Source organism: Clostridium budayi (assembly GCF_055396605.1).
This window is the reverse complement of the sequence record NZ_AP042456.1, coordinates 409,176-431,822: the sequence shown is the minus strand read 5'-3', so window position 1 is coordinate 431,822 and position 22,647 is coordinate 409,176. Positions and strand designations below refer to the sequence as shown.

At 29.4% G+C, this 22,647-nt stretch carries 25 protein-coding genes and 1 tRNA gene; 4 read left to right on the top strand and 22 right to left on the bottom strand.

The window, feature by feature from the left end; all coding sequences use genetic code 11:
• Nucleotides 1-7 precede the first annotated feature (7 nt).
• Entirely contained in the window at nt 8-337 is a 330-nt protein-coding gene (locus ACZ5TJ_RS02065; protein ID WP_464200966.1) for a DUF6514 family protein, read from the bottom strand.
• A gap of 461 nt (nt 338-798) precedes the next feature.
• A complete protein-coding gene (locus tag ACZ5TJ_RS02060; RefSeq protein ID WP_045724965.1) occupies nt 799-1,146 on the bottom strand; it encodes a single-stranded DNA-binding protein in 348 nt (115 codons plus the stop codon).
• 114 nt (nt 1,147-1,260) lie between these two features.
• Here ACZ5TJ_RS02060 and galE point away from each other — a divergent pair, with 114 nt between their 5' ends.
• Nucleotides 1,261-2,247 (top strand): UDP-glucose 4-epimerase GalE, encoded by a 987-nt coding sequence (gene galE, locus ACZ5TJ_RS02055; RefSeq protein ID WP_464200964.1) that lies wholly within the window; start codon nt 1,261-1,263, stop codon nt 2,245-2,247.
• 30 nt (nt 2,248-2,277) lie between these two features.
• Here galE and ACZ5TJ_RS02050 read toward each other — a convergent pair whose 3' ends face one another.
• On the bottom strand, nt 2,278-3,120 hold the full coding sequence (locus ACZ5TJ_RS02050) for a YihY/virulence factor BrkB family protein (RefSeq protein WP_464200963.1): 843 nt from the start codon (nt 3,118-3,120) through the stop codon (nt 2,278-2,280).
• A gap of 248 nt (nt 3,121-3,368) precedes the next feature.
• Here ACZ5TJ_RS02050 and ACZ5TJ_RS02045 point away from each other — a divergent pair, with 248 nt between their 5' ends.
• A complete protein-coding gene (locus tag ACZ5TJ_RS02045) occupies nt 3,369-4,247 on the top strand; it encodes an aldose 1-epimerase family protein (RefSeq protein ID WP_464200962.1) in 879 nt (292 codons plus the stop codon).
• 35 nt (nt 4,248-4,282) lie between these two features.
• On the opposite strand, the gene ACZ5TJ_RS02040 is transcribed toward ACZ5TJ_RS02045, so the two are convergent.
• From ACZ5TJ_RS02040 to ACZ5TJ_RS02030, 3 genes are all read right to left on the bottom strand, one after another.
• A complete protein-coding gene (locus ACZ5TJ_RS02040; RefSeq protein WP_464200961.1) occupies nt 4,283-6,547 on the bottom strand; it encodes an ATP-dependent DNA helicase in 2,265 nt (754 codons plus the stop codon).
• Nucleotides 6,548-6,586: 39 nt separating this feature from the next.
• On the bottom strand, nt 6,587-6,733 hold the full coding sequence (locus ACZ5TJ_RS02035; RefSeq protein ID WP_464200959.1) for a YvrJ family protein: 147 nt from the start codon (nt 6,731-6,733) through the stop codon (nt 6,587-6,589).
• A 73-nt stretch (nt 6,734-6,806) separates the two neighbouring features.
• The gene (locus tag ACZ5TJ_RS02030; RefSeq protein WP_464200957.1) at nt 6,807-7,397 is read right to left on the bottom strand and encodes a DUF1836 domain-containing protein; all 591 of its coding nucleotides are present in this window, start codon (nt 7,395-7,397) and stop codon (nt 6,807-6,809) included.
• A 577-nt stretch (nt 7,398-7,974) separates the two neighbouring features.
• Between ACZ5TJ_RS02030 and ACZ5TJ_RS02025 the strand changes: the two genes are divergently transcribed.
• Entirely contained in the window at nt 7,975-8,214 is a 240-nt protein-coding gene (locus ACZ5TJ_RS02025; protein ID WP_039311870.1) for an AbrB/MazE/SpoVT family DNA-binding domain-containing protein, read from the top strand.
• A 110-nt stretch (nt 8,215-8,324) separates the two neighbouring features.
• Here ACZ5TJ_RS02025 and rsmI read toward each other — a convergent pair whose 3' ends face one another.
• The 3 genes from rsmI to ACZ5TJ_RS02010 form a co-directional block, all read right to left on the bottom strand.
• Nucleotides 8,325-9,170, bottom strand: coding sequence for a 16S rRNA (cytidine(1402)-2'-O)-methyltransferase (rsmI, locus tag ACZ5TJ_RS02020; protein WP_464200954.1), 846 nt, complete (start codon nt 9,168-9,170; stop codon nt 8,325-8,327).
• Nucleotides 9,163-9,933: a tRNA1(Val) (adenine(37)-N6)-methyltransferase gene (locus ACZ5TJ_RS02015; RefSeq protein ID WP_464200952.1), complete on the bottom strand. Its 771-nt coding sequence runs from the start codon at nt 9,931-9,933 to the stop codon at nt 9,163-9,165. Before ACZ5TJ_RS02015 ends, rsmI begins: the two co-directional genes overlap by 8 nt.
• Before the next feature lie 135 nt (nt 9,934-10,068).
• Nucleotides 10,069-11,352 carry a C40 family peptidase gene (locus ACZ5TJ_RS02010; protein ID WP_464200951.1) on the bottom strand — a complete coding sequence of 428 codons (1,284 nt, stop codon included), beginning with the start codon at nt 11,350-11,352 and terminating at the stop codon, nt 10,069-10,071.
• 460 nt (nt 11,353-11,812) lie between these two features.
• Between ACZ5TJ_RS02010 and ACZ5TJ_RS02005 the strand changes: the two genes are divergently transcribed.
• Nucleotides 11,813-11,888: transfer RNA gene (locus ACZ5TJ_RS02005), tRNA-Pro, on the top strand.
• A 188-nt stretch (nt 11,889-12,076) separates the two neighbouring features.
• On the opposite strand, the gene eutM is transcribed toward ACZ5TJ_RS02005, so the two are convergent.
• From eutM to cutC, 13 genes are all read right to left on the bottom strand, one after another.
• Complete coding sequence (gene eutM, locus ACZ5TJ_RS02000) at nt 12,077-12,364, bottom strand: ethanolamine utilization microcompartment protein EutM (RefSeq protein WP_039311881.1); 288 nt, start codon at nt 12,362-12,364, stop codon at nt 12,077-12,079.
• 66 nt (nt 12,365-12,430) lie between these two features.
• On the bottom strand, nt 12,431-13,090 hold the full coding sequence (locus ACZ5TJ_RS01995) for a phosphate propanoyltransferase (RefSeq protein WP_464200949.1): 660 nt from the start codon (nt 13,088-13,090) through the stop codon (nt 12,431-12,433).
• A 25-nt stretch (nt 13,091-13,115) separates the two neighbouring features.
• The gene (locus tag ACZ5TJ_RS01990; RefSeq protein ID WP_464200947.1) at nt 13,116-14,711 is read right to left on the bottom strand and encodes an acetaldehyde dehydrogenase (acetylating); all 1,596 of its coding nucleotides are present in this window, start codon (nt 14,709-14,711) and stop codon (nt 13,116-13,118) included.
• A 26-nt stretch (nt 14,712-14,737) separates the two neighbouring features.
• On the bottom strand, nt 14,738-15,388 hold the full coding sequence (locus ACZ5TJ_RS01985) for a BMC domain-containing protein (RefSeq protein ID WP_464200945.1): 651 nt from the start codon (nt 15,386-15,388) through the stop codon (nt 14,738-14,740).
• Between the two features lie 23 nt (nt 15,389-15,411).
• Nucleotides 15,412-16,086 (bottom strand): cupin domain-containing protein, encoded by a 675-nt coding sequence (locus ACZ5TJ_RS01980; RefSeq protein WP_464200943.1) that lies wholly within the window; start codon nt 16,084-16,086, stop codon nt 15,412-15,414.
• Between the two features lie 125 nt (nt 16,087-16,211).
• Nucleotides 16,212-16,478, bottom strand: a complete 267-nt coding sequence (locus ACZ5TJ_RS01975) for a EutN/CcmL family microcompartment protein (protein ID WP_464200941.1) — start codon at nt 16,476-16,478, stop codon at nt 16,212-16,214.
• Nucleotides 16,475-16,777, bottom strand: a complete 303-nt coding sequence (locus ACZ5TJ_RS01970; RefSeq protein WP_464200940.1) for a BMC domain-containing protein — start codon at nt 16,775-16,777, stop codon at nt 16,475-16,477. The genes ACZ5TJ_RS01975 and ACZ5TJ_RS01970 overlap by 4 nt, the downstream gene beginning before the upstream one ends.
• 15 nt (nt 16,778-16,792) lie before the next feature.
• A complete protein-coding gene (gene eutJ, locus ACZ5TJ_RS01965) occupies nt 16,793-17,638 on the bottom strand; it encodes an ethanolamine utilization protein EutJ (RefSeq protein WP_464200938.1) in 846 nt (281 codons plus the stop codon).
• Between the two features lie 4 nt (nt 17,639-17,642).
• A complete protein-coding gene (locus tag ACZ5TJ_RS01960) occupies nt 17,643-18,257 on the bottom strand; it encodes a cobalamin adenosyltransferase (RefSeq protein WP_464200936.1) in 615 nt (204 codons plus the stop codon).
• Nucleotides 18,258-18,271: 14 nt separating this feature from the next.
• Nucleotides 18,272-18,706, bottom strand: a complete 435-nt coding sequence (locus tag ACZ5TJ_RS01955; RefSeq protein WP_464200934.1) for a EutP/PduV family microcompartment system protein — start codon at nt 18,704-18,706, stop codon at nt 18,272-18,274.
• Entirely contained in the window at nt 18,703-19,056 is a 354-nt protein-coding gene (eutS, locus tag ACZ5TJ_RS01950; protein WP_464202255.1) for an ethanolamine utilization microcompartment protein EutS, read from the bottom strand. The genes ACZ5TJ_RS01955 and eutS overlap by 4 nt, the downstream gene beginning before the upstream one ends.
• A gap of 16 nt (nt 19,057-19,072) precedes the next feature.
• On the bottom strand, nt 19,073-20,026 hold the full coding sequence (cutD, locus tag ACZ5TJ_RS01945; RefSeq protein ID WP_464200933.1) for a choline TMA-lyase-activating enzyme: 954 nt from the start codon (nt 20,024-20,026) through the stop codon (nt 19,073-19,075).
• A gap of 65 nt (nt 20,027-20,091) precedes the next feature.
• Entirely contained in the window at nt 20,092-22,638 is a 2,547-nt protein-coding gene (cutC, locus tag ACZ5TJ_RS01940) for a choline trimethylamine-lyase (RefSeq protein WP_464200931.1), read from the bottom strand.
• Between the last annotated feature and the right edge of the window lie 9 nt (nt 22,639-22,647).

Below are 22,647 nucleotides of genomic sequence, written 5' to 3'. Positions count from 1 at the left end.
AATAAATCTAAACAGTCTTTATAGCGTTTAAATCAATATTTTTAAAATCATTAACATATTCATCAACATATTCTCCTATTATGTCAATTAAATGAACTGGTGAAACTTGATTTTCATAAAGCATTTTAAGTAAACCTTTAACTTTAGACTCTATTGGTGAAATAAGCTCTACTGAATCTTTATATGAATCAATTTCTAAATCTCCTTTATAATCAGTTCTTTCTATCTCAATTCCAAAAACCTCATCTTTACCTATTAATGTTTTAATAAGCTTGTACTGATATTTTCTTTCAATGCCATTTGTAATTCTTGAAAAGACAAACTTTTCCTTTAACATTTAAATCCTCTCCCCTTTAGTTTTAGTATTATATCCTCCCTACTTCTAAAAATATATCACAACTATAATGTGAAATATGTCAAAGGGTGTTCTAGCAAATTTTTTTTTATTGACATCTTTCGTATAAATCCGAATATATTTCCTAATCTTACTACCTTTATTCCATCATTTAGAATTTTTAAGTGAAAATTTTTGTCGTATAATAGTTTTTTCAATAAAAAATTATTTTTTGTCTTATTTTTAATACAATACAATTTTTGATTTACTACATTGAATTTTATTTCAAAATATCTGTGTTGTTTACTATAAAATTTTATTGAATATAAAAAAAAGAGCCCAGCGGCTCTCTTTTTCTCATTTCCCTAAACAACCATAATTGAAAACGTGAATACGTTATCACTCCCATGTGTAAATTATATCACATTTAACCTTATAATTACAATACTCTTATTTTCTTGTATCTATTCAATAGCTTTATTTTCATCATGTCTTCTGTTATTTATGAATTTGAAATCTTCTGCAACAACCTCTGCTATATATCTCTTATTACCATCCTTATCTTCATAGCTTCCTGTTCTAAGTCTTCCACTTAAGCTTATGTAATCACCCTTTGTAAGATACTTACATATAACTTCTGCTTTCTTACCCCATACAGTTACAGGAATAAGATCTGATTGTCTTGTTCCATCTGCTGACTTAAAGCTTCTCTCTACTGCAATAATGAATTTAGTATTCACTTTATCATTACACTCTAGATATTTAAGTTCAGGGTCCCTAATTAATTTTCCTACTAATACTATTTTATTCATTTTTTATCCCTCCTGAATATTTATATTTCAATTATCTCCCTAATAAATTAAATTATTCATTTTATGGTATAATAATTTTGTAAAATATTTTATAACCATTTAGGGGGTATATATATGTCAATATTAGTTTGCGGAGGAGCAGGTTATATAGGTAGCCATATGGTAGCTGAGCTCTTAGAAAATGGACAAGATGTAGTAATATTAGATAACTTAGAAAAAGGTCATAGAGATGCTTTACTTGGTGGAAAGTTATATATAGGTGATTTAAGAGATAAAGAAATTTTAAATAAAATCTTCACTGAAAATGATATTGAAGCCGTAATAGACTTTGCTGCTTACTCATTAGTTGGTGAAAGTATGACTGAACCATTAAAATATTTCAATAATAACGTTTATGGTACTATAAGCCTTTTAGAAGCTATGAAAGAACATAATGTAAAATACATAGTATTCTCTTCAACAGCTGCAACTTATGGAGAACCTGAATGTGTTCCTATATTAGAAGATAGTAAAACTATTCCAACTAATGCATATGGAGAATCCAAATTATTAGTTGAAAAAATACTTAACTGGTGTGATAAAGCTTATGGTATAAAATATACTACTTTAAGATACTTTAATGCAGCCGGTGCTCATATAAACGGTAAAATAGGTGAAGATCATTCTCCTGAAACACATTTAATACCACTTATCCTTAACGTTGCTTTAGGAAAACGTGATGAAATACTTATCTTTGGTGATGATTATGATACTAAAGACGGAAGTTGTATTAGAGATTACATCCATGTGTCTGACTTAGCTTCTGCTCACTCACTTGCACTTAAGAGATTAATGAATGGTGGAGAAAGTAGAATTTATAATCTAGGTAATGGAACTGGATTCTCAGTAAAAGAAATGATTGATATTGCAAGAAAAGTTACAGGTCATGAAATTCCTGCAAAAGTAGCTCCTCGTAGAGCTGGTGATCCTGCAATTTTAATTGCATCAAGTGAAAAAGCAATGAGGGAACTTAATTGGAAACCTAAATTCAATTCAGTTGAAACTATAATAGAAACTGCTTGGAACTGGCATAAAAACCATCCAAACGGATACGAAAAATAAAAAACTAATGTGGTAGCAATTATTTTGCTATCACATTAGTTTTCTTTTTTCTAAAACCGAATTAATTTCTACTCCTAATATAAATACGATAGATGTCATAAAAAGCCATGTCATAAGTACAAATACAGCCCAAAGACTTCCATATAACCGTGAATAATTACTAAAATTATTTACATAGTAAGAAAAGGCTAACGATGCTATTAACCATCCTACCGTTGTTACTATTGCTCCAGGTAAAACACTTCTAAATTTTATTCTTTTAGCTGGTGCAACTTTATATATCATAGCAAATACAACTATCATCATTGCTATAATTATTACATATCTTAAAATATTCCAAATAAAGTTTATAAGATGCTCAAAAGGAAGAAATCTATTTAAAAATTCTCCTATTAAATCTCCAAATACAAGCATTGCAAGTGTACATATTATAGTAAGAGCTAGTGCAATTACACTTATTATTCCAATTATTGACCTCTTTATAAAAGATCTATCCTCATCTACATCATAAGCTTTATTGACGCCCTTTATAATTGCTCTAAAAGCTGATGAAGCTGCCCATATGGCTAAAATCCCCGAAATTCCAAGAATCCCTGTATTCTGCGAATTAATTACTTCCGATATTGTACTTGCTGTCAATTCAAATACTGCTGTTGGTAGTATACTTTGTAATCCTTCTAACACTTCTGCATTATTTAGATTACTAAAACCTATCAGCGTTATAAGAAATATTAAAAATGGGAAAAATGATAATATTAAGTAGTACGCAAGCTGAGATGCCAGCGCAAATATATCATCTCTTTTTACCTTAATAAATAAGTACAAGAACGTATCTAATACTGACTTATTATTTCCTTTCATTCTTTTACTCATATTATTTCCACCTATTATAATTATTTTTAAAGATTTCATTTTATAATACCATTTATTCTATATTGTAGCAAAATATACTTAATACAGTCTATTATATTTACTTTATGAATCCCCAAATTATGTATTTAATAACTTTTTTATCTATAGTATAATTTATAATATAAATTTTACTTTGTTATTTTTAATTTTTACATCTTTAATATTTTTTATTAAATTATTTATAGCAATATGAAAGGAAGTGTTTTACCTTGTTATATACACTAAAAAATTCAACAATTAAAATAACAGCAAGTACTTACGGTGGGGAACTTCATAATTTAACTTCCGAAAAAACAAATACTGAATATTTATGGAATGGAGACAGCACATATTGGAAGTATCATGCTCCAATACTATTCCCAATAGTAGGTAAAGTTAAAGATGGTGAATATAGAGTTTGTGGACAAACTTATAAATTACCTCAACACGGACTTGCAAGAGTCTCTGAATTTAATATGATTGATAAAACTGATGACTCAATAACTTTTGAATTAAAATATTCTGAAGATACATTAAAGGTTTATCCATATAAATTTTCACTAAAAATCAACTATACTTTAGTTAGTAATGGAGTTAAAGTAACTTATTCAGTTGAAAACTTAGATGATAAAACAATCTACTTCTCAATTGGAGCTCATCCTGCATTTATGTGCCCAATTGAAAAAAATGAAACTATGAATGATTACTATTTTGAATTTAATGAAGTAGAAAATGCTCCTATTATGCCTCTTAATTCTGATGGATACTTTAAGCATGAAAAAGAACCTTATTTAAATAATTCAAATATAATACCTTTAAGTAAAGAAGTATTTAAAAATGATGCTTTAGTTTTTGAGAATTTAAAATCAAATAAAATATCCCTAAAATCTAAAAATCATAATAAATCATTAACTATGGACTTTACAGGATTCCCTTATATGGGATTATGGTCAAAGGCTACTGGCGCACCATTTGTTTGTATCGAGCCTTGGTTTGGACATGCTGATTACTGTGATTTCTCTGGAGAATTTAAAGAAAAAGAAGGAATTCAATCATTAGATGTTAATTATACTTTCACTTGTAGTTATACATTAACAATAGGTGAATAATAAAAAGTAGAAGCTAAACTAATAGCTTCTACTTTTTAATTATCTACTACTATTTTATATTTACCTAATAAATATCTATCATCTATAAATAATACTCTTCCTTCGTCTAATTCCGTCCTTATAACTCTTCCCGCTGCTTGAAGTACTTTATTTATCCCTGGATATATATATGAATAATCATATCCTTTTTCATTGAAATAATCTTTTATAATTTCTCTTTCAATTGAAATTTTAGGGTATCCAACTCCAACTATAACAGCCCCTATTAACATATCTCCAGGAAGGTCAATCCCTTCTGAAAATACTCCTCCAAGTACGCATATACCAATTACATTTCTCTTTTTTCTAAAATTATTTATAAATTCTTCTCTATCCTCTTCCGTCATCTCTTTATTTTGAATAATTAACTCATATTCCTTTAAATCATCTTTTAAATTATCTTTAAATAATTCTAAATACTCATAAGACGGAAAGAATATTAAATAATTGCCTACTTTTTCTTTTATAAATGCCCTTATTTTTTCTTCTATATCATGTATTGTTCTTTTTCTTGCTTTAAATCTAGTATTTGCAGGATAAATTTCTTTTTTAAGCTTTTCTTTATCAAATGGTGTATCTAATCTTAATCTATAGGAATTTTCATTTCCACCCAAAAGCTCCATATAATAATCTAATGGTGATATAGTAGCAGAAAAAATAATAGTTCCTTTAACTCTATCTGTTACGCTTTTTATTTTATCTGATGGATCAATGCAAAATAAAGTTATATTAACTTCATTTTTATTTGTATAAACATATGTTACATATTCATCTCCATAATATTCGCTAACACCTATAAACTTATTTATATCAAAATATGTTTCTAACAGTAATTCATAGAAACTTTCATTTTTAAATTTAACTAAAAGTTCCTCACTCTCTGCAATAAACCTTCTAAGATACTTATATAACTCTCTAGGAGGCTCCTTTTCATAATAATTATCTGCTTCCCTACTTTCACATTCTCTTCTAAGCTTAACAAAGTAAGAATTTATACTATTTACTATTTTATATAAATTAGGTACCTTTCCTTTAAGTTCTCTTCTAAGTTCTAAAAATACTGATTTATTTAAACTTGCTGAATACATATTTCTTCCACGGTCAACTAAGTTATGTCCTTCATCAATTAATAATGCTAATTCGTCACCCATATCTTCAACTATTCCTTTTAGTCCAACTCTTTTGTCGAATATATAATTATAATCACATACAATTCCATCGCACCAATTTATCATATCTAATGATAATTCAAAAGGACATATCTTTTCTAACTTAGCTTTCTCTATTATTATTTCTCTATTAATATTTCCTTCTAGCTTTAATAAGTCAAAAATAGCATTTTTACTTTTATCATAATAATCTTTAGCATATATACATTCATCAGGATTACAACTCACTTTATCATTTAAGCATACCTTCTGCTTAGCCGTTAATGTTAGTGTCCTAAAGACTAACCCCTTCTCCCTAAGGATATCAAATGTATTTTCTGCAACTGTACTATTAACTGTTTTTGCAGTTAAATAAAATATTTTTTCTTTAATTCCTTCACCCACAGCTTTTATTGAAGGAAATAATGTAGAAACTGTTTTTCCAATGCCAGTTGGAGCTTCAGCAAAAAGTATTTTTTCATCTCTTAAAGTACCATAAACAGCCCTTGCAAATTTTAATTGACCCTCCCTATATTTAGGAAATGGGAACTCTAATTTTTTTATTGATCTATTTCTAGCATCTTTATGTTTAGCTAGCATAGTTACATACTTTTCGTACTTATTAATTACATCAAATAAAAACTCTTTTAATTCTATAAAGGTATACTCCCTCCTAAAACTTTTTACTTCATCACTTTCTAATTGATAATAACTAAGTTGAATACTCATTTTATCTTTATTATTTTGAAATGCATATATGTAGGCATAAACCTTTGCTTGAGCCCAATGTAATTCATTTTTATCATCAATTTCTAAAAGGGGTCTATATGTAGATTTTATCTCTTCAATTAAGACTATATCATCTTCATATATTATTCCATCTGCTCTTCCTTCTATTTTTAAAAGGAAGTCTTCAAGCTCGATCTCTTCACTTAAATAGACTTCCTTTTCATATTTATGAAATATCTCTTCATTGCTTTTTTGAAGCTTTTGATGGGCTCTTATTCCTTCAATTGCTCTTTTTGAAGTAGAAAATCTGTTATCTATACTTCCACTTTTTAGTACAAATTCTACAAGACCTCTTACAGATTCTTTTACAATATATTTACTCATAATAACCCTCACATGTTTATCTTTAGTTTTAATTATATACTATTTTTCAATCTTACTCATTACATTAGATAAATTATTTATACTGTTTGATAAAACTTCAAGCTTCCCCTCAATTCTCATTAAAAGATATAATGAAATTGCAATAGGAAATCCAACATTGCCTACAATTTGAATAAAGTTATCCATTATAATCCCTCCTTTTCTTTAAATATATGCAGTAAAAAAAAATGACACTAAATTTTAGTATCATTTTTATAATCTATTCTTGGTGATATTCTTTTACTATTTTTTGTACTAATTTTTTTATTACGCTAGCTTGAGCTATTAAGGATACTACTAATAAGAATGTTCTAATTCTCTTCTCTTCATTATCCTCTAAGTCTAATTCATCAACTATAGCATCTAATTTTTCTTCATTTTCAGCAGAAGTTGCTAAAAATGCGTCCAAACTATCTTTTTGCATTTCTGCAAATAATTTATATGCATCTTCCCAAGATATAATATCATCTGTTCTATCATTTATCTCATTAAATGCTAAACTAAAAACCTTTTTAATCTCATCAGTTGTAAGAATTGGTCTCATGTAACTTAAAAGAACTAATTGAGCCAAATGAAGTTTTGTATAACCTCTTTTCTTTCCATCTTCTGGTTTAGTTATAACTTCACTTTTTATATAGTTTTGGACTATATTATTTGTATATTTGTCGTCTTCAAATTTGTCATTTAAATAGTCGATAACTTGTGATAAAAATAAATCGTATTTTGGTAAATCATCATATGAAATCATACTATTTTTAGACATTTCTTCGGCAAGCTCATTAATATAATCTGAATTAATCTTATTACTCATCGTTATTCGCCTTACCTCCATCTCAATCTTAATAATATTATATAGTATAGATAAACTTATTACAAGTTACTTTTACCATTATTATCTTTTATTCTTTCCCTATTTACTATATTTTAATCAATATATCTAAAAAAAATATATATCTTACTTATTTCATTATTTTTTAGTTTTTATTTAATAAAGTAATATTTTTTTTAATGCATATTCCATTTTTTTCTATACTATTTTTCGACTTTTCTTCGCTATATTTTTATTATTTATTTTGAAAAATTTTATATTATTTTTGTCTTAAATAAATATTTTTTCAAAAAAAGTTGTATTAATCCTTGTAAACAAGCCATTAATAGTTTTATAATAGATAAGTATTAAATTTTAATTTGTAAAGTATTGACATTTCAAATTTTTGGTAGTATATTTATAAATGTGGTACTTAATAGTATAATTTGTAATTTAATAAAACTTAATATTTTTATTGTTGACTTTAAATTACAATTTTGGTAAGATAACATAGTATTATGTCGAATATTGCAAAATATTGATGAAATGCAATTAATGTATAATTAAGGAGGAAACTTTTATGAAATCAACAGGTGTAGTTAGAAGAGTAGACGAATTAGGAAGAATTGTTATTCCAATAGAGTTAAGAAGAACTCTAGACATAGCAGAAAAAGATGCTTTAGAAATATATGTAGACGGTGAGCAAATCATCCTTAAGAAATACGAGCCAGCTTGTATCTTCTGTGGAGATGCTAGAGATGTTGTTAACTACAAAGGAAAGAACATCTGCAAAAACTGTTTAGCTGAATTAAAAAGATAGTTAAATGAAAGTTTTATAAGTATATTCCCCTAAAATATGCTTATATGTTTGCTATAGAAAAAGCACTGAGATATTATTTATAATCTCAGTGCTTTTTGCTTTAATTAATTTTATATTTCAGTTGAATATTTATATATTTCATTTTTAGGAACTTTTCTATCTTTAGCTACTTTTTTTATAGCATCTTTTTTTGTCATTCCTTCTTCTATATATTTAATTATATGTTCTTCAATAGAAAGGTCTTCCCATTCTGATTTCATTTCTTTTTCAATTTCTTCTTCGCTTAATCCTTCTATTACTAATACAAACTCTCCTCTTGGAGCTTTATTTTTAAAATACTCTATTACTTCTGAAATTTTTCCTCTAACTATATCTTCATGAAGTTTTGTAAGCTCTCTACAAGCTGACATATCTCTATCCCCTAGATTATTTAGTAGAAAATCTAATGTATTTAATAATCTATGTGGAGCTTCATAAAGTATTATTGTCTCTTTATGATTTTTTATTTCGTCTATTACAGCTTTTCTTGATTTATTATCTTTTGGAAGGAATCCTCTAAAAGTAAATGCACCGCTATCTAGTCCTGAATATATAAGTGCAGTTGCAAAAGCAGTTGCACCAGGTAAAACTTCAAAACTTAACCCTTCTTCTATGCATTTTTTAACTATTACACTACCAGGATCTGATATACCGGGCATTCCTGCATCACTAACTAATGCAATATTTTCGCCATTTCTTAATCTTTCTAATATTTCTCCGCTCTTTCCTTGCTCATTGTGCATATGATAACTTATTAATGTTTTCTTTAAATTAAAATGATTTAATAATTTTATTGTTTGTCTTGTATCTTCTGCTGCTACAACATCTGCTTTTTCTAAAACTTCTAAAGCTCTTAATGTTATATCTTTTAAATTTCCTATTGGTGTTGGAACTAAGTATAGTTTACCGTTACTCATTATTTTTAGCACTCCTATCTCTTCCATAAATTTCTTCTATTTGATCTGAATAGCTTCCGTCTTCATTATATACATAAATTGGTGCATCCCATTTTAAGAAAGCGCCACCATCTCTTTGACCTTCAACTAATACTATATTAGGAGCTTTATTCTTGTTTGGATGAACCATTCTTATTCTTTTTGGTTCAATTTTATATTTTCTCATAAGAGTAATTATGTCAGCCAATCTCTCTGGTCTATGTACCATAAATAGTCTTCCGTTATCTTTAAGTAATATTCTTGCTGCTGAAATAACATCTTCTAAGTTACACATTATTTCATGTCTAGCTATTGAAAGTTTATCTGATGGATTTAATATTCCTGAATTATTTAACTTATATGGTGGATTAACTGTTACTACATCTGCCTTTTCTAAAGTCTTTAAAAACTTTGAATCTTTTAGATCTCTATTTATAAATTCTATATTAGAAACTTCATTAAGTAGTACACTTCTATTTGCCATCTCAACCATATCTTCTTGAATTTCTATTCCAAAGATTTTCTTTGGATTATATTTACCAAGAACTAAAAAAGGAATTATACCAGTACCTGTACATAAGTCTATTACTGTATGCTTATTTTTTACATTTGCAAAATCTGAAAGTAATACAGCATCTACTCCAAATTTAAAGCCGTCCTTTTTTTGTATTAACATTAAACCGTTTAATTGTAAGTCATCTACATTTTCATTAGATTTTATTTCAATATTTTTATTTATAGTCATACGTTCTTTCCTCTACATTAAAATTTCTTTCTTAATTATACATTATAAAAAAATCCTTAACAACTTTCTTCATTAAACATAAAATAAAAAGACTTTAGATTACTCTAAAGTCTTTTTTCATGTATTTAAACTAAATTATAATATTCTTCTTGCTGCGTAGAAGCTCCATATTGGTGAAACTTTAACTACGTCTCCTGTTCTAGGTGCATGAATAATTTGTCCATTTCCAACATATATTCCTACGTGACCTGCATGAGGGAATACTAAATCTCCTGGTTGAAGTTCTGATCTTGATACAGCTCTTCCTGCTCCAATTTGATCATAAGTTGTTCTACCAATGTATCTGCCTGTAACTTTGCTGTATACATAACTAGTAAATCCTGAACAGTCAAATGAATTTGGACCTGTTGCTCCCCATACGTATGGCTTTCCTAAATGATTATATGCTTCATTTAGTATTGCTTGTGCTGATGCTGAAGAAGCTTGTCCGCCACCATTATTTGATGATCCACCACCATTATTTGATGATCCAGAATTATTAACTGATCCACCTCTGTTTGGAGTGTTGTTTGCAGCAGCTCTTGCTTCTGCTTCTTTTCTAGATATAGCATCTTTTCCTTTTGATATAGCAGCTTCTGCTTCAGATATAACTGTTGGACTCTTAAGTTGATTATTCTTTAAGCTTACTAATTGTGAAACTGCGCTCTTTAATGAATCTAAAGAACTATTACTATTATTTATAGTAGCTATTTGTCCTGATATTATTTCTTTTTCTACTTGTGAAAGATATTTTTCATCAAACTCTTTTTGAGCTTTCTTTGCATCTTCTACATACTTTTCTTGTTCTTTCTTTAATTCTTCAAACTTACCTAATTCTTTTTGTGTTTCCGCATTTAATTCTTCAAGTTTCTTAGTTTTATCTTGAAGTGATGTCATTTTTTCATTTAAGCTATTTTGATTATTTATAAGCTCATCAACAACACCTTTATCTAAATCTACTAATCTATTAGCTGAATCTAATTTACCAATAAAATCTGATAAACTATCAGCACTAAAGATTAATGATAAGTAGCTAGTTTGTCCACCAGTTTTGTAAAGTTCTCTAAGTCTTCCGCCTAGAACCTCTTCTTGCTTACTCATCTTTTCCTTAGTTTGTTCTATTTCTTTTTGAGTGTTGTCCATTTCTTTTTTAGTATTTGAAATTTCAGTTTTATTACTTTCTACTTTTTGTGCTAATGGTTCTATTTTAAGATTTAATTCGTCTACTTTATTTTGAGTTTCTGCGATTTTCTTTCCTAATTCAGCATATTGACTTCTTACCTTATTTACCTCTTGGTTACTTGGTGTTGCATATGCTGGAACAGCTGAAGTTACAACTAATATACCTGCAATAAGTGCAGCAACTATTTTTTTTCTCATGAGTTTATCGGTTCCTTTGGAACCTCCCCCCTTTCAATTTGTGTGACCTCTATCAGAAATACATCATCTATTATATCATTTCCTCTTTTATGGTACAACCGTAAATATTACAAATTCCTTACAGTCAAGTATTTTTTAAAAATTTTTTTAAAATTGAGCTTATTTTTTGAAATTGTTTACAGTAGGTGTAGTTAAAATTTGGAACTTAAGATTTTTTCTAATAATAAGTCATCAATACTATTTTATACCTTTTATTTATTAACAATAAAATTATGCATATCAATAAAAGATATTTAAACGAAATGCTTGTCTTACATTAAAATACTACCTTTTAATCCCATTGATATACATATTATATTAATATAATATCACAACTATTACAAAATTGTAATAGTTTTTTTAATATTTTTTAAACTTCTTGACTTATTATAAAAATTGTCCTATAATTAAACAGTACTTACGGGGTGTGGCGCAGATGGTAGCGCGCATGGTTTGGGACCATGAGGTCGCAGGTTCGAGACCTGTCACCCCGACCATAATAAAAGAGGCTGTCGCATTAAATTATTAGTGCGACAGTTTTTTTGTATAATTATAACCAATAGTAAACAAAATATTATGTTCTAGTCCCTTAAGAGCATAATCCATACTACAGCTAATACATAGTTTTCTAAATACAAATAAAAAAGCTACCTTATAATAAGGTAGCTTTTTAGCTATTTTTCAATTATTTTTCTTCTTTTGAAGCTGGTAATATAACTTCAACTTCTGAATGTGGTCTTGGAATAACATGCACTGAAACTAATTCTCCAACTCTTTGTGCAGCAGCAGCTCCAGCATCTGTAGCAGCTTTAACAGCTCCAACATCTCCTCTAACCATTACAGTTACAAGTCCGCCTCCAACATATTCTTTTCCTATTAAGTAAACATTAGCAGCCTTAACCATTGCATCAGCAGCCTCTATTGATCCTACTAATCCTTTTGTTTCAATCATTCCTAAAGCATCATATTTCATATTAAAATCCTCCTAAAAATCCCATTATTTTTTATTTAAATTATTTTTTATAAACTATTTTTTATGCTAGGCACTCTCCCTAACAATTTTAATTTTTGATTTTGGTGTTATCCCAAATGAATTTGCCTCTTCAACATCTAAGTGACATTCAAGGCTAAATGAATCATTTGTTCTAATACTTACATTATTTAATATTCCACCTCTAAGTCCATCTACTTCAATCTTTACGATTTCCCCATCAGTGACTCCAAAATGTTCTGCATGTTTATTATTCATATGAATATGCCTTTGAGCTACTATAACTCCTTCTTCTAATTGGACACTTCCTTTAGGTCCTATTAACGTAATACCTGAAGTATTTTTTAAATCTCCTGAAAGTCTAACGCTTGGTGAAACTCCAGTTTTTCTACAATCTCCTATAGATAGTTCAACTTGTGTTTTACTTCTAACAGGTCCAAGTACTCTTACTTTTTCTATAGAACCTCTAGGGCCACATATTGTTATAGTTTCTTTACAAGCATATTGTCCTTTTTGAGATAAATCTTTTAACTTTGTTAATTCATAGCCCTGCCCAAAAAGTGCTTCTACATGCTTTTTTGAAAGATGTATATGTTTATTAGAAATCCCTACTGGTATCTCAAATGATTCCTTAATTTCTTTTTTCTTTTCTTCACTTTCCTTAACTGCTGTAAGTAAAAGCTTTAATACTTCTTCTAAATTTTCCATGTTCAAATCTACCTCTTCATAGTCTCTATTTTTTCATAGTCGCTATGATCTTATTTACTAAGTCCATTACTTCCTCATTATCTAAATTACTAACTTTTTCTATTATTGTATTAGTAGTAGCTTCTGGCACTTCTGCTTTTCTTTGAATTTCAGCAGGGCTTAAATTCATTTCTGAATAACTTCTTCTGCTTGATTCTACACAACAACTTGGCTTATAGTCTTCAGTTTTGAAAGTTTTTTCTTGTAATTCTCTATCCCTAACTATCTTTTCACAGTCTATTAATCCATAAGCTACTCTCTTTATATTTACAAGATGCATTGGAGTTACATTTTCAGATACTGAACTTCCTCCCCATGTTCCACATCCTAAAGTGAATGATGGCATAAGTCCTGTTGAAGCTCCTGTTCCTCCAAAAGATCCACCTGTATTGACTAATATTCTTGATGCTGGCTTTTTAGCAAACTTCTTAACTATTTCAACATCTTCTGTATGAATACTCATTGTATGACCTATTCCATTTTGAAGAAGTTCTATACTTAATTCACAAGCTTCCATCCAGTCATTTACTACATAAAATCCAAGTACTGTAGTAAGCTTTTCATATGAAAGTGGATATTTAGGTCCAACTCCGCCTTGTCTTCCTATAAGGACCTTAGTTCCTTCTGGAACATAAAATCCTGCAGCTTTTGCTATTACATCAGCAGATCTTCCAACAAAGGCAGCATTCATAGCATTTCCTTGCTTAAATAAAATATTGCAAACCTTATTAGTTTCCTCTTCTGTCATGAAGTATCCACCTTGTTTTTTAAGTTCTTCTACTACTTTAGCTTCATTACAATATTCACAAATTATTGATTGCTCTGATGCACATATTGTTCCATTATCAAATGTTTTACTAGCTATAATGTTTCTTATAGCTTTTTCAACATTTGCAGTTTTTTCGATATATGCTGGTGAGTTTCCAGCACCAACTCCAAGTGCTGGTTTACCTGAAGAATAAGCTGCCTTAACCATACCAGGTCCACCAGTTGCTATAATTAAACTTACTTCCTTTGACTTCATAAGTTCATTAGTAGCTCCAAGTGAAGTTAATTCTACACAAGTTATAATATCTTCTGGTGCTCCAGCAGCTACTGCTGCATCATGCATAAGTTTTGCTGCTGTGCTTGTACATTTTACTGCTGATGGATGTGGTGAAAACACTATAGCATTTCTTGATTTTATAGCTATAATTGATTTAAAAATTGCTGTTGATGTTGGGTTAGTTGAAGGAACTATCCCCATAACTAATCCAACTGGTTCAGCTATATCAATTAATTTCTTTTCAGTATCTTCTTTAATAACACCTATAGTTTTCATATCCTTTATTGAATCATATAAAACTGTTGATGCTAAGTTATTTTTAGTAGCCTTATCTAAAACTTTACCAAATCCAGTTTCTTCAACAGCCATCTGTGCTAAGCAAACTTCATGTTCCTTTGCAACTTTAACCATATTTCTAATTATTTTATCTATTTGCTCTTCATTAAAATCAGCAATTTTATTTGCTGCTACTTTACCTTTTCTTGCTAAGTTTCTAGCTTGTTGTATTGATCTCAAATCTTTATCGAAATTTTCCAAATTAATTTTCCTCCTTCTTTAAAAGACTATTTTATATAATAATTTCTAAGTCTAATTAGAAGAGAATCTTTATCTTCTTTTGAAATAGCCTTACTTGTTATATCAATATTTTTAAATTCTTTTGCTAATTTTCTTATTTTAGATACTTTTAAATTATCTAAAACCTCAAAAGCCTTATCTAATCCCTTTTCCTCTACAAGCTTGTCTAATTCTTCTTTAGTTATTTCTAAATTCATAACATTATCTATAACTTCTAAAGTTTCAACTTCCTCTAAGGCTTCATTTATTACTTCTTCTTCTATATTTTCATTAATTGCTTCTTCAACAACTTCATCTACCATTTCATTTGAAACTTCTTCTATAGCTTCTTCTTCTATAGCTTCTTCTAACCTTTCTATAGCAGGTTTAGTTTCTATTATGCTTTCTAATTCATAGTGTGGTCTTGCAATCACATGGTGTGAAACTAAAATATTATCCCCTAGCCTGTTTACTGCTGAAACTCCAGCATCAACTGCTGACTTAACAGCTCCAACATCTCCTGTTACAGTAACTGAAACATATCCTCCACCAATATATACTTTTTCAAGGATATTAACGTTTGCTGACTTTACCATTGCATCAGCTGCTTCAATAGTGGCTAATAATCCTTTAGTTTCTATCATTCCTATTGCTTGCATGATTATCTATCCTCCTTAAGTAATTAAAGTAAATCTGCCCAATTAGCTGGATATGTTGCATAAAATAGCTTAGCTTTATTAGGTGATCCCCAAACTACCTTAGATCCCTTAGGAACAAATAACACATCTCCAGCATTTGCTTCATAAGTTTTACCGTTTATTTCTACAGTTACAGTTCCTTCAATAACATAATCTATCTCTTCATAAGTTAATTCCCATTCGAATTTTGAATCTTCAATAATTAAGAATCCAGCACTCATTTTAGATTCATCTTTGCTTATTAACTCTTGAAAAAATACTTTATTGCTTGGATTTCCAGTATCAAATACATCCATTTTAACTGAACTTCCTCTTACAACCTTAAGCCCACTTTCATCTATTGATGATACAAACTTTGAAGATTCACCAGTAGCTAATATTTTTAACATTTCCTGAAGTAAACCTTCATTAACTATTTGCTTAAACATTTCTAATAATTTCATAGAATCTAGGCTTTTAGTTTCTATATTTTCTAAACATTTAGCACTTTTACTACATATTTCTTTCTCACTAATTTTTTCTGTAGTAATTGAAATTCCATTATTTTTAGCTATATCTTTAGCTGATGGAGTTAAGATTACGTCTTTGTCTATATAGAAAACATTTTCTCCAGTATCTAAAAATTCTTCCATATCTTTTGCACAAATTAACTTCTTCACTTTCTCACATCCTTTCAAAAGATTTATAATTCTATTTATATCTTTTACCTTTTATCTAGCATATTGATAAATTCTTATAATTCATATTTAATTAATTGAAATACATAAAAAAATATATATTTTGTTTACTCACCAAATTTACAATCTTCATCTATAATTCCTATTACTGCTGCATCAACTGGAATTTCATCATCTTTAAGCATTCTTCTTGCAGATGATCCTGTACTTACAATAACTCTGTCCCCAATTCCGGCTCCAATATTATCTACTACTATAAATCTTCTACCGTTAAAGGTTCCACCAATTTCTTCAGCTAACATAAACTTTAATCCGTAAAGATTATCAGCTTTTCTAGTTGCCCAGATATTGTCTATTAATTTTGCTGTTATCATAAGTCTCTTCCTTCTTTCAACTTTAATTTAATTTCTTCTATTGCAGACTCTACTGATGAAGTATCTCCAAGTATAGCGATGGAAGTCATGTGCTGAGGACAAATTCCTTTTATATCTTCAACTATTACTCCTGCTGCTTTTTCTGCAATATCTATCGCATAAATCATTTCAATTAGTTTGCCTTGAGCAAGTCCAATAGCATCCACATTTTTTATTGCTTCTTTACCTTCTATCCCCATTCTCTTTATAAGAGCACGTTTTGTTCCTTCTGTTGGTGATTTTATAAGTCTAAAATCCATAATCTCAAACTCCATCTAATCTATAATCTCACTTGTGCAACTAAGTGCTATTCCAAGTGGCGTAACAAACATTGGATTTTTTGGTTTATGTGTATATACTTTTATTTTATTTTCTATTACTTCTTCTATTCCTGTAAGGCAAGCAGTACCACCAACTAATGATATCTCCCTAACATCATGATTTTTTATATGATCATTGATTATTGAACCAACTTTTTCAATTACAGGTTTTAAAACTGGTAATAACTCTGAATGATTAATATTATCTCTTTTAAATTTATCTGCTTCATCAAAATCCATTCCGTATGCACCTGATATAACTAAAGAGAAGTGTGTTCCCCCTGTAGGCTCATCTGCTACATAGACTACTTTTCCATCCTTAATAATAGAAGTACCTGTAGTTCCTCCTCCTATATCTACAACTGCACCATTTTGAATTTTCAAAACTTCATTTGCGGCTGTAGGCTCATCTAATAGATTTGTTAATTCAAATCCAGCAGCTTGTACAACATTTTTTATAGCACCACCGTCTAAAGAATCTGTTCCTGGTGGAATAGCTGCTGCAGCATAAATTAGTTCAGTATTTAGCTTTTCTTCTATCTGCTCTTTTAACTCTCTAACTATCTTTACTGCTCCTATATAGTCAACTACCATACCATCTCTTACTACATCAGCATATCTATATGCTCCTGCAACTGGTCTATAATTTTCATCTAATACTGCTAAAACTACACATGCAGTTCCAAGATCAACTCCTGTATAATAAACAGATGATTTTTCTAAGATAGGCTTTTCTATAACTTTCTCAAATTGACTTACTAAATCATCACAGTACTCAAAAGTTTTACTTTTATCACTCAATTTTTTATCCTCCAATTTCCTTAGATATAGTAATAGATAATATATTTATAATATTTTCTAAATTAATTAAAATATCTTTTACTAACTCATCACTTTCATATTTTTCTAGAAGATCATATTTGAATTCATTTAGTTTACAAAGGAGGATATAAAGATTTAATATTTGTTTGCTATTTTTTAGGTATATATAAACGTCTGTAATTTCTATTTCTTCATTACAAAAATCACAATTTTTAGGATTTGATTCTAATTTAATTTTTCCTTCTGTAAACTGTCTTATATTCTTTATTTCTCTTCCTAAATCAATAAGCTTCTGAGCTAAACTTAAGTCCTCATTAATTATCTTGCTTGCTGACTCTAAAAATGCTGCTTCAATAGCCTTACATTTATATGTAATAATTTTATAACTGTCTTTTTTAGGTTCTTCTATTAAAGCCTGATTTCTTTTTTCTTCTTTTTTGCTATCTGTAGGTAAATTACTATTAATCTTTATCCCTTTATCTAGTAAGTATTGTCTACCTCCTGGAGTAAGCTTTTCATTTTCATTAAGCTTAAATTCCTTAAAGGATTCTTTTCTATATAAGTCTTTTAAATAATCCTCAGTAATAAATCTAAACATATCTATTCACCTACCTATTTAAGTAGATATTCTTTAAGCTTTTTCATATCTACATCACTATTTTCTCTAATTAAAAAATATGGCTCTATAATTCCTATTCTCTTTAGATTGTCTTTGCATTTCTCTATATTTTCATAGTTGCTACTAACCTTATTTATAACTCCAACAACTTCTATATTGAAAAGATTTGCAAAACCATCACTAATTATTTCATTAGGCTTTTTAGAATCTAAAACATATACTATTTTTTTAGCATCTTGTGCTAATGCTATAATATGTTTATACATCCAAGCACTTTCTAAATAAGAACTAGGAATATCCATAGTATTTTCACCATAAATAACATCGGCTGTCCGTTTTAGAGGACCATCATAATTATTTAAATAATTTACAATAGTTGTTTTTCCTGAATTTCTTCGTCCAACAACCATTATTCTCTTCTTTCTCATGTTCTAGTTATAGGGCATATTGTAAAATCTAACATATCTTTTAAAGTTTCATTTACTGAATTTAGTGCTTCATAAACACTATCTACATTACCACTTATTAGAACTGATCCTGTAAACCTATCTAAGAAACCAATTTCTACATCCGCAACTTTAGTTGCTATATCAGCGGCTATAATTGCAGTTTCATATGGTGTTAATGTTAATATCCCTATAGCTCCTTTTTCATCTATTCCTAATCTTTCATATATATCTTTCATAGGAGATGCAATAATATGTGATAAAGTTATTTGCTTTCCTGGTACTGATTCTTGAATTACCCTTTGTATACTCTTTTCTTTTAAATTAGCCATTTCTCCAACATTCATTTTAATGTCTAACTACCTTCGCATTCATATCATATCTTTTTATATAAGATTCAATTCTATTTAAATCTTCATCACTTAAACTAGGGTCACCGTATACAGGGTATTCAACTCCAAGTTGATTATATTTATTAACTCCCATCTTATGATATGGTAATAAATCTATACCTTTAAAATTCTTATATTCTTTATATGGAAGTAAGAACTCCATAGCCTTTGTTATAGCTTCTTCACTATCATTTACACCTTTCAAAAGAGGCATACGTATTTGGACATTAAATTTATTTTGAAGAAGATTTTTTAAATTTTCTAAAATCTGCTCATTTCTAACTCCTGTCCATTTAAAATGCTCATCAGAGTTTATATGTTTAATATCAAATAGGAATAAATCAGTAAATTCTGCAATCTTTAAAATAGTTTCTGTTTTTGTATATCCAGAAGTTTCTATAGCTGTATTAATTCCAGAATTTTTACACGCCATAAGAAGACTTAAAGCTGCTTCAGGTTGCATTAAAACTTCTCCTCCACCTAAAGTAACTCCACCACCAGACATCTCATAAAAAGTTCTATCCTCTTCAATGATTTCTAATAGCTCTGATATTGTTTTATTTTCCCCAATTATATTTATTGCTGATTTTACACAAGCTTCTTCGCATTTTTTACATCCAATACAATCTATACTTCTGTCTATTTCATGAGTATTTGTAATACTATTTATTTTATGAATACCAACAGGGCAAACATCTACACATTCTAAACAGTTTTCACAAAGATTACTCTTAAACATTACCCTATTTTTTTTCATCATACCTTCAGGATTAGCACACCATTTGCAACGAAGAGGACATCCTTGAAAGAATACTATAGTTCTAATACCAGGCCCATCATACATATTGTATTTTTGTATATTGAAAATTCTTGCCTGTCTCTCAATAATTCCATTTGTATTATTATTCATATCTAAACTCTCCAGCTTTCTTAAGATTATGTAGTAGAGAAACTACTACATAATCTATAGTTTTATTAAAAATGTGTTAACATAGTTCTACTAATAATCTCATCTTGAACATCTTTGCATAACTCTACAAAGTATGCACTATATCCAGCAACTCTAACTATTAAGTCTCTATAAGCTTCTGGATTCTTTTGAGCTTCTATTAATGTCTTATTATCTAAGTAGTTAAATTGAACTTCTCCAAGTTGAAGAGCACAAGCACTTCTTAATAATGTTATAATTCCTTGCTCTCCTTCTGGAGTATCAAGAAGACCTGACATTAATTTAAAGTTATGAACCATTCCTATATTCATATTGTCACAAGCCATTTTTGAAACTGACTTAATAATAGCAGTTGGACCTTTAAAGTCTGCCCCTTGAGTTGGACTGATACCATCTGAAAGTGGTGTCCAAGCTTTACGTCCATTTGCAGTGGCTCCTGTTAATTGTCCAAATGGAGTATTATTTGAAATTGATAATGTTCCATGGCTTAGAACTGAATATAATGTTTTATATTTTCTATGTTCCATTTCAGTAAAGTTTATTAAATCTGCTCCAATATAGTCAGCGTAATCATCATCGTTACCGTACTTTGGTGCTTCTAAACAATCTTTTCTTAATTTTTCATATCCAACAAAATCAGCTTTTAATGCTTCTTTCATTTCTCTTAGTGTATATTTCTTTTCATCGAATACTAATTTTTTAATTGCAGCCATTGAATCAATGTAAGTTGCAAGTCCGCTCCATACAACTCCTGGTCCAAAGTTATACATAGCTCCACCTGCTTCAACACCTCTTCCTTTTTCCATACATCCTTCATACATTATTGACATAAGTGGTTTTGGTGCAAGCTCTCTATGAACTCTTTGAGATATTACTGTTGCTACGCTTGTCCACTTAGTTATGAATTTGATTTGTTCTTTAACAGCAGCTTCAAACTCTTCATAAGTTTTAAAGCTATCAACATCTCCTAAATCTGGACAAACTTGTTTTCCGTACCATAGAGGTACTCCATTATTAAGTACTAATTCTATACATATTGGCCATTGAGTATATCCTGTTGAAGTCCATTGATATAATCTACCTGATTTTTGTGGTTCAACACATCCCATTAAACAGTAATCTCTAGCATCTTCAATTGAAACTCCTTTAGCAAGCATCATCTTTATATGAACATCATCAAAGTGACATGCTGGGAATCCCATTCCTGCTCTTATAACTTGTACTATCTTTTTAAGATATTTTTGAGGTGATGACTTATGAATACGACAAGCTAATGATGGTTGATAAATCTTAACATGTCTAACTGCATCCATTAATAGATAAGTTAAATCATTAGTTGCATCTCTACCTTCTCTTGTAACTCCACCAACACACATATTTACGAATGGCTGATATCCAGCAAAGAACTTAGATCCTCCCTCACTTGTTATCCACATCATTTCTGACATCTTAATAAGCATACATCCTGCAAGTTCAAATGCTTCAAACTCACTCATTCTTCCTGATTCTAAATCAGCTTTAAAGAATGGATACATATATTGGTCAACACGTCCAATTGACATTCCTGTTTGATTTTCTTCTACTACTAGAAGTGATTCTATTGTCCAAACAGCTTGAATAGCTTCCCAGAAAGTTTCTGGCTTATGAGCTGGAACCTTAGCATTTATTTCTGAAATTTTGAATAATTCAGCTTTTCTCTTAGGATCTGTCTCTTTTTCAGCTAACTCTCTTGCATACTCTGACATACGTTTTGCATATATCATTACACCTTCAGCAGTATCAATTACTGATTTATAGAAATATATCTTATCTATATCTTCTGGATTTGCATAATTAAGATCTTTTAGCTTTTCTTCTGCTTCTTTAACTATATCAAGCATACCTTTTTTCATTAAAATAACATCATATCCTGGGTTTGAGTCTCCTCCCCCATTTACTGCGTGGTATGAGCAATCAGAAACAAATGATTCTCCTGAAAGTTCCCAAACACCAGCTTCTCTATATTGATCTTCACAATATTCATCTACTGACTTACCCTTCCAGAATGGGAATAATTCTTCCCTCATAAATTTTTTATCTTCTTCTGAAATATAGAATGGATCTTGTGGTCTTTCTCCTATAGTATCTATTTCATCTACCATCCATCTCCAAGCTATATCAGGTGAAAATGCTCCTGCTCTTGGTGCACCATTTGGAGCTCCAACTATAAGCTCATTATCTTGAATTACTAATGGTGCAGTTTCACAGCAATGCTTAAAACATTTACCTCTTAATATTGATTTAGGCGTTCCTGGATTTTGTTTTGCTATTTCAGTTATAGCTCTTGCTCTATGAGTTGTTATTGAAGGAACTTGCTTTAAATAATTTTCTTTAAGTTTCTTTAAACGCTCAGTTATTCCCTCTGGAACTTTTCCATCATGTGAAGACACTATACATTCTGCAACTACAGGTTGATCATCTTTTTTTATTTCATCTGACACGCTTTCAAACATTTTTAATAACGCTTGGCGTTCATTTTCAGACATATTTTTAGTTGCTTCCATAAATTTATTTGAAAATTCACGAATATCCATTTTATCTAC

What these genes read in the sequence shown, in the direction of transcription:
- ACZ5TJ_RS01955 (WP_464200934.1), bottom strand. Translation starts at nt 18,706, where the DNA reads ATGAGAAAGAAGAGAATAATGGTTGTTGGACGAAGAAATTCAGGAAAA.
- ACZ5TJ_RS01975 (WP_464200941.1), bottom strand. Translation starts at nt 16,478, where the DNA reads ATGATAACAGCAAAATTAATAGACAATATCTGGGCAACTAGAAAAGCT.
- ACZ5TJ_RS02040 (WP_464200961.1), bottom strand. Translation starts at nt 6,547, where the DNA reads ATGAGTAAATATATTGTAAAAGAATCTGTAAGAGGTCTTGTAGAATTT.
- ACZ5TJ_RS02025 (WP_039311870.1), top strand. Translation starts at nt 7,975, where the DNA reads ATGAAATCAACAGGTGTAGTTAGAAGAGTAGACGAATTAGGAAGAATT.
- ACZ5TJ_RS02015 (WP_464200952.1), bottom strand. Translation starts at nt 9,933, where the DNA reads ATGACTATAAATAAAAATATTGAAATAAAATCTAATGAAAATGTAGAT.
- ACZ5TJ_RS02035 (WP_464200959.1), bottom strand. Translation starts at nt 6,733, where the DNA reads ATGGATAACTTTATTCAAATTGTAGGCAATGTTGGATTTCCTATTGCA.
- ACZ5TJ_RS01960 (WP_464200936.1), bottom strand. Translation starts at nt 18,257, where the DNA reads ATGTTTAGATTTATTACTGAGGATTATTTAAAAGACTTATATAGAAAA.
- rsmI (WP_464200954.1), bottom strand. Translation starts at nt 9,170, where the DNA reads ATGAGTAACGGTAAACTATACTTAGTTCCAACACCAATAGGAAATTTA.
- cutD (WP_464200933.1), bottom strand. Translation starts at nt 20,026, where the DNA reads ATGAATAATAATACAAATGGAATTATTGAGAGACAGGCAAGAATTTTC.
- cutC (WP_464200931.1), bottom strand. Translation starts at nt 22,638, where the DNA reads ATGGATATTCGTGAATTTTCAAATAAATTTATGGAAGCAACTAAAAAT.
- ACZ5TJ_RS01995 (WP_464200949.1), bottom strand. Translation starts at nt 13,090, where the DNA reads ATGGAAAATTTAGAAGAAGTATTAAAGCTTTTACTTACAGCAGTTAAG.
- ACZ5TJ_RS02010 (WP_464200951.1), bottom strand. Translation starts at nt 11,352, where the DNA reads ATGAGAAAAAAAATAGTTGCTGCACTTATTGCAGGTATATTAGTTGTA.
- ACZ5TJ_RS02060 (WP_045724965.1), bottom strand. Translation starts at nt 1,146, where the DNA reads ATGAATAAAATAGTATTAGTAGGAAAATTAATTAGGGACCCTGAACTT.
- ACZ5TJ_RS01970 (WP_464200940.1), bottom strand. Translation starts at nt 16,777, where the DNA reads ATGGATTTTAGACTTATAAAATCACCAACAGAAGGAACAAAACGTGCT.
- ACZ5TJ_RS01985 (WP_464200945.1), bottom strand. Translation starts at nt 15,388, where the DNA reads ATGCAAGCAATAGGAATGATAGAAACTAAAGGATTATTAGCCACTATT.
- galE (WP_464200964.1), top strand. Translation starts at nt 1,261, where the DNA reads ATGTCAATATTAGTTTGCGGAGGAGCAGGTTATATAGGTAGCCATATG.
- eutS (WP_464202255.1), bottom strand. Translation starts at nt 19,056, where the DNA reads ATGGCTAATTTAAAAGAAAAGAGTATACAAAGGGTAATTCAAGAATCA.
- ACZ5TJ_RS02065 (WP_464200966.1), bottom strand. Translation starts at nt 337, where the DNA reads ATGTTAAAGGAAAAGTTTGTCTTTTCAAGAATTACAAATGGCATTGAA.
- ACZ5TJ_RS02050 (WP_464200963.1), bottom strand. Translation starts at nt 3,120, where the DNA reads ATGAGTAAAAGAATGAAAGGAAATAATAAGTCAGTATTAGATACGTTC.
- eutM (WP_039311881.1), bottom strand. Translation starts at nt 12,364, where the DNA reads ATGAAATATGATGCTTTAGGAATGATTGAAACAAAAGGATTAGTAGGA.
- ACZ5TJ_RS02030 (WP_464200957.1), bottom strand. Translation starts at nt 7,397, where the DNA reads ATGAGTAATAAGATTAATTCAGATTATATTAATGAGCTTGCCGAAGAA.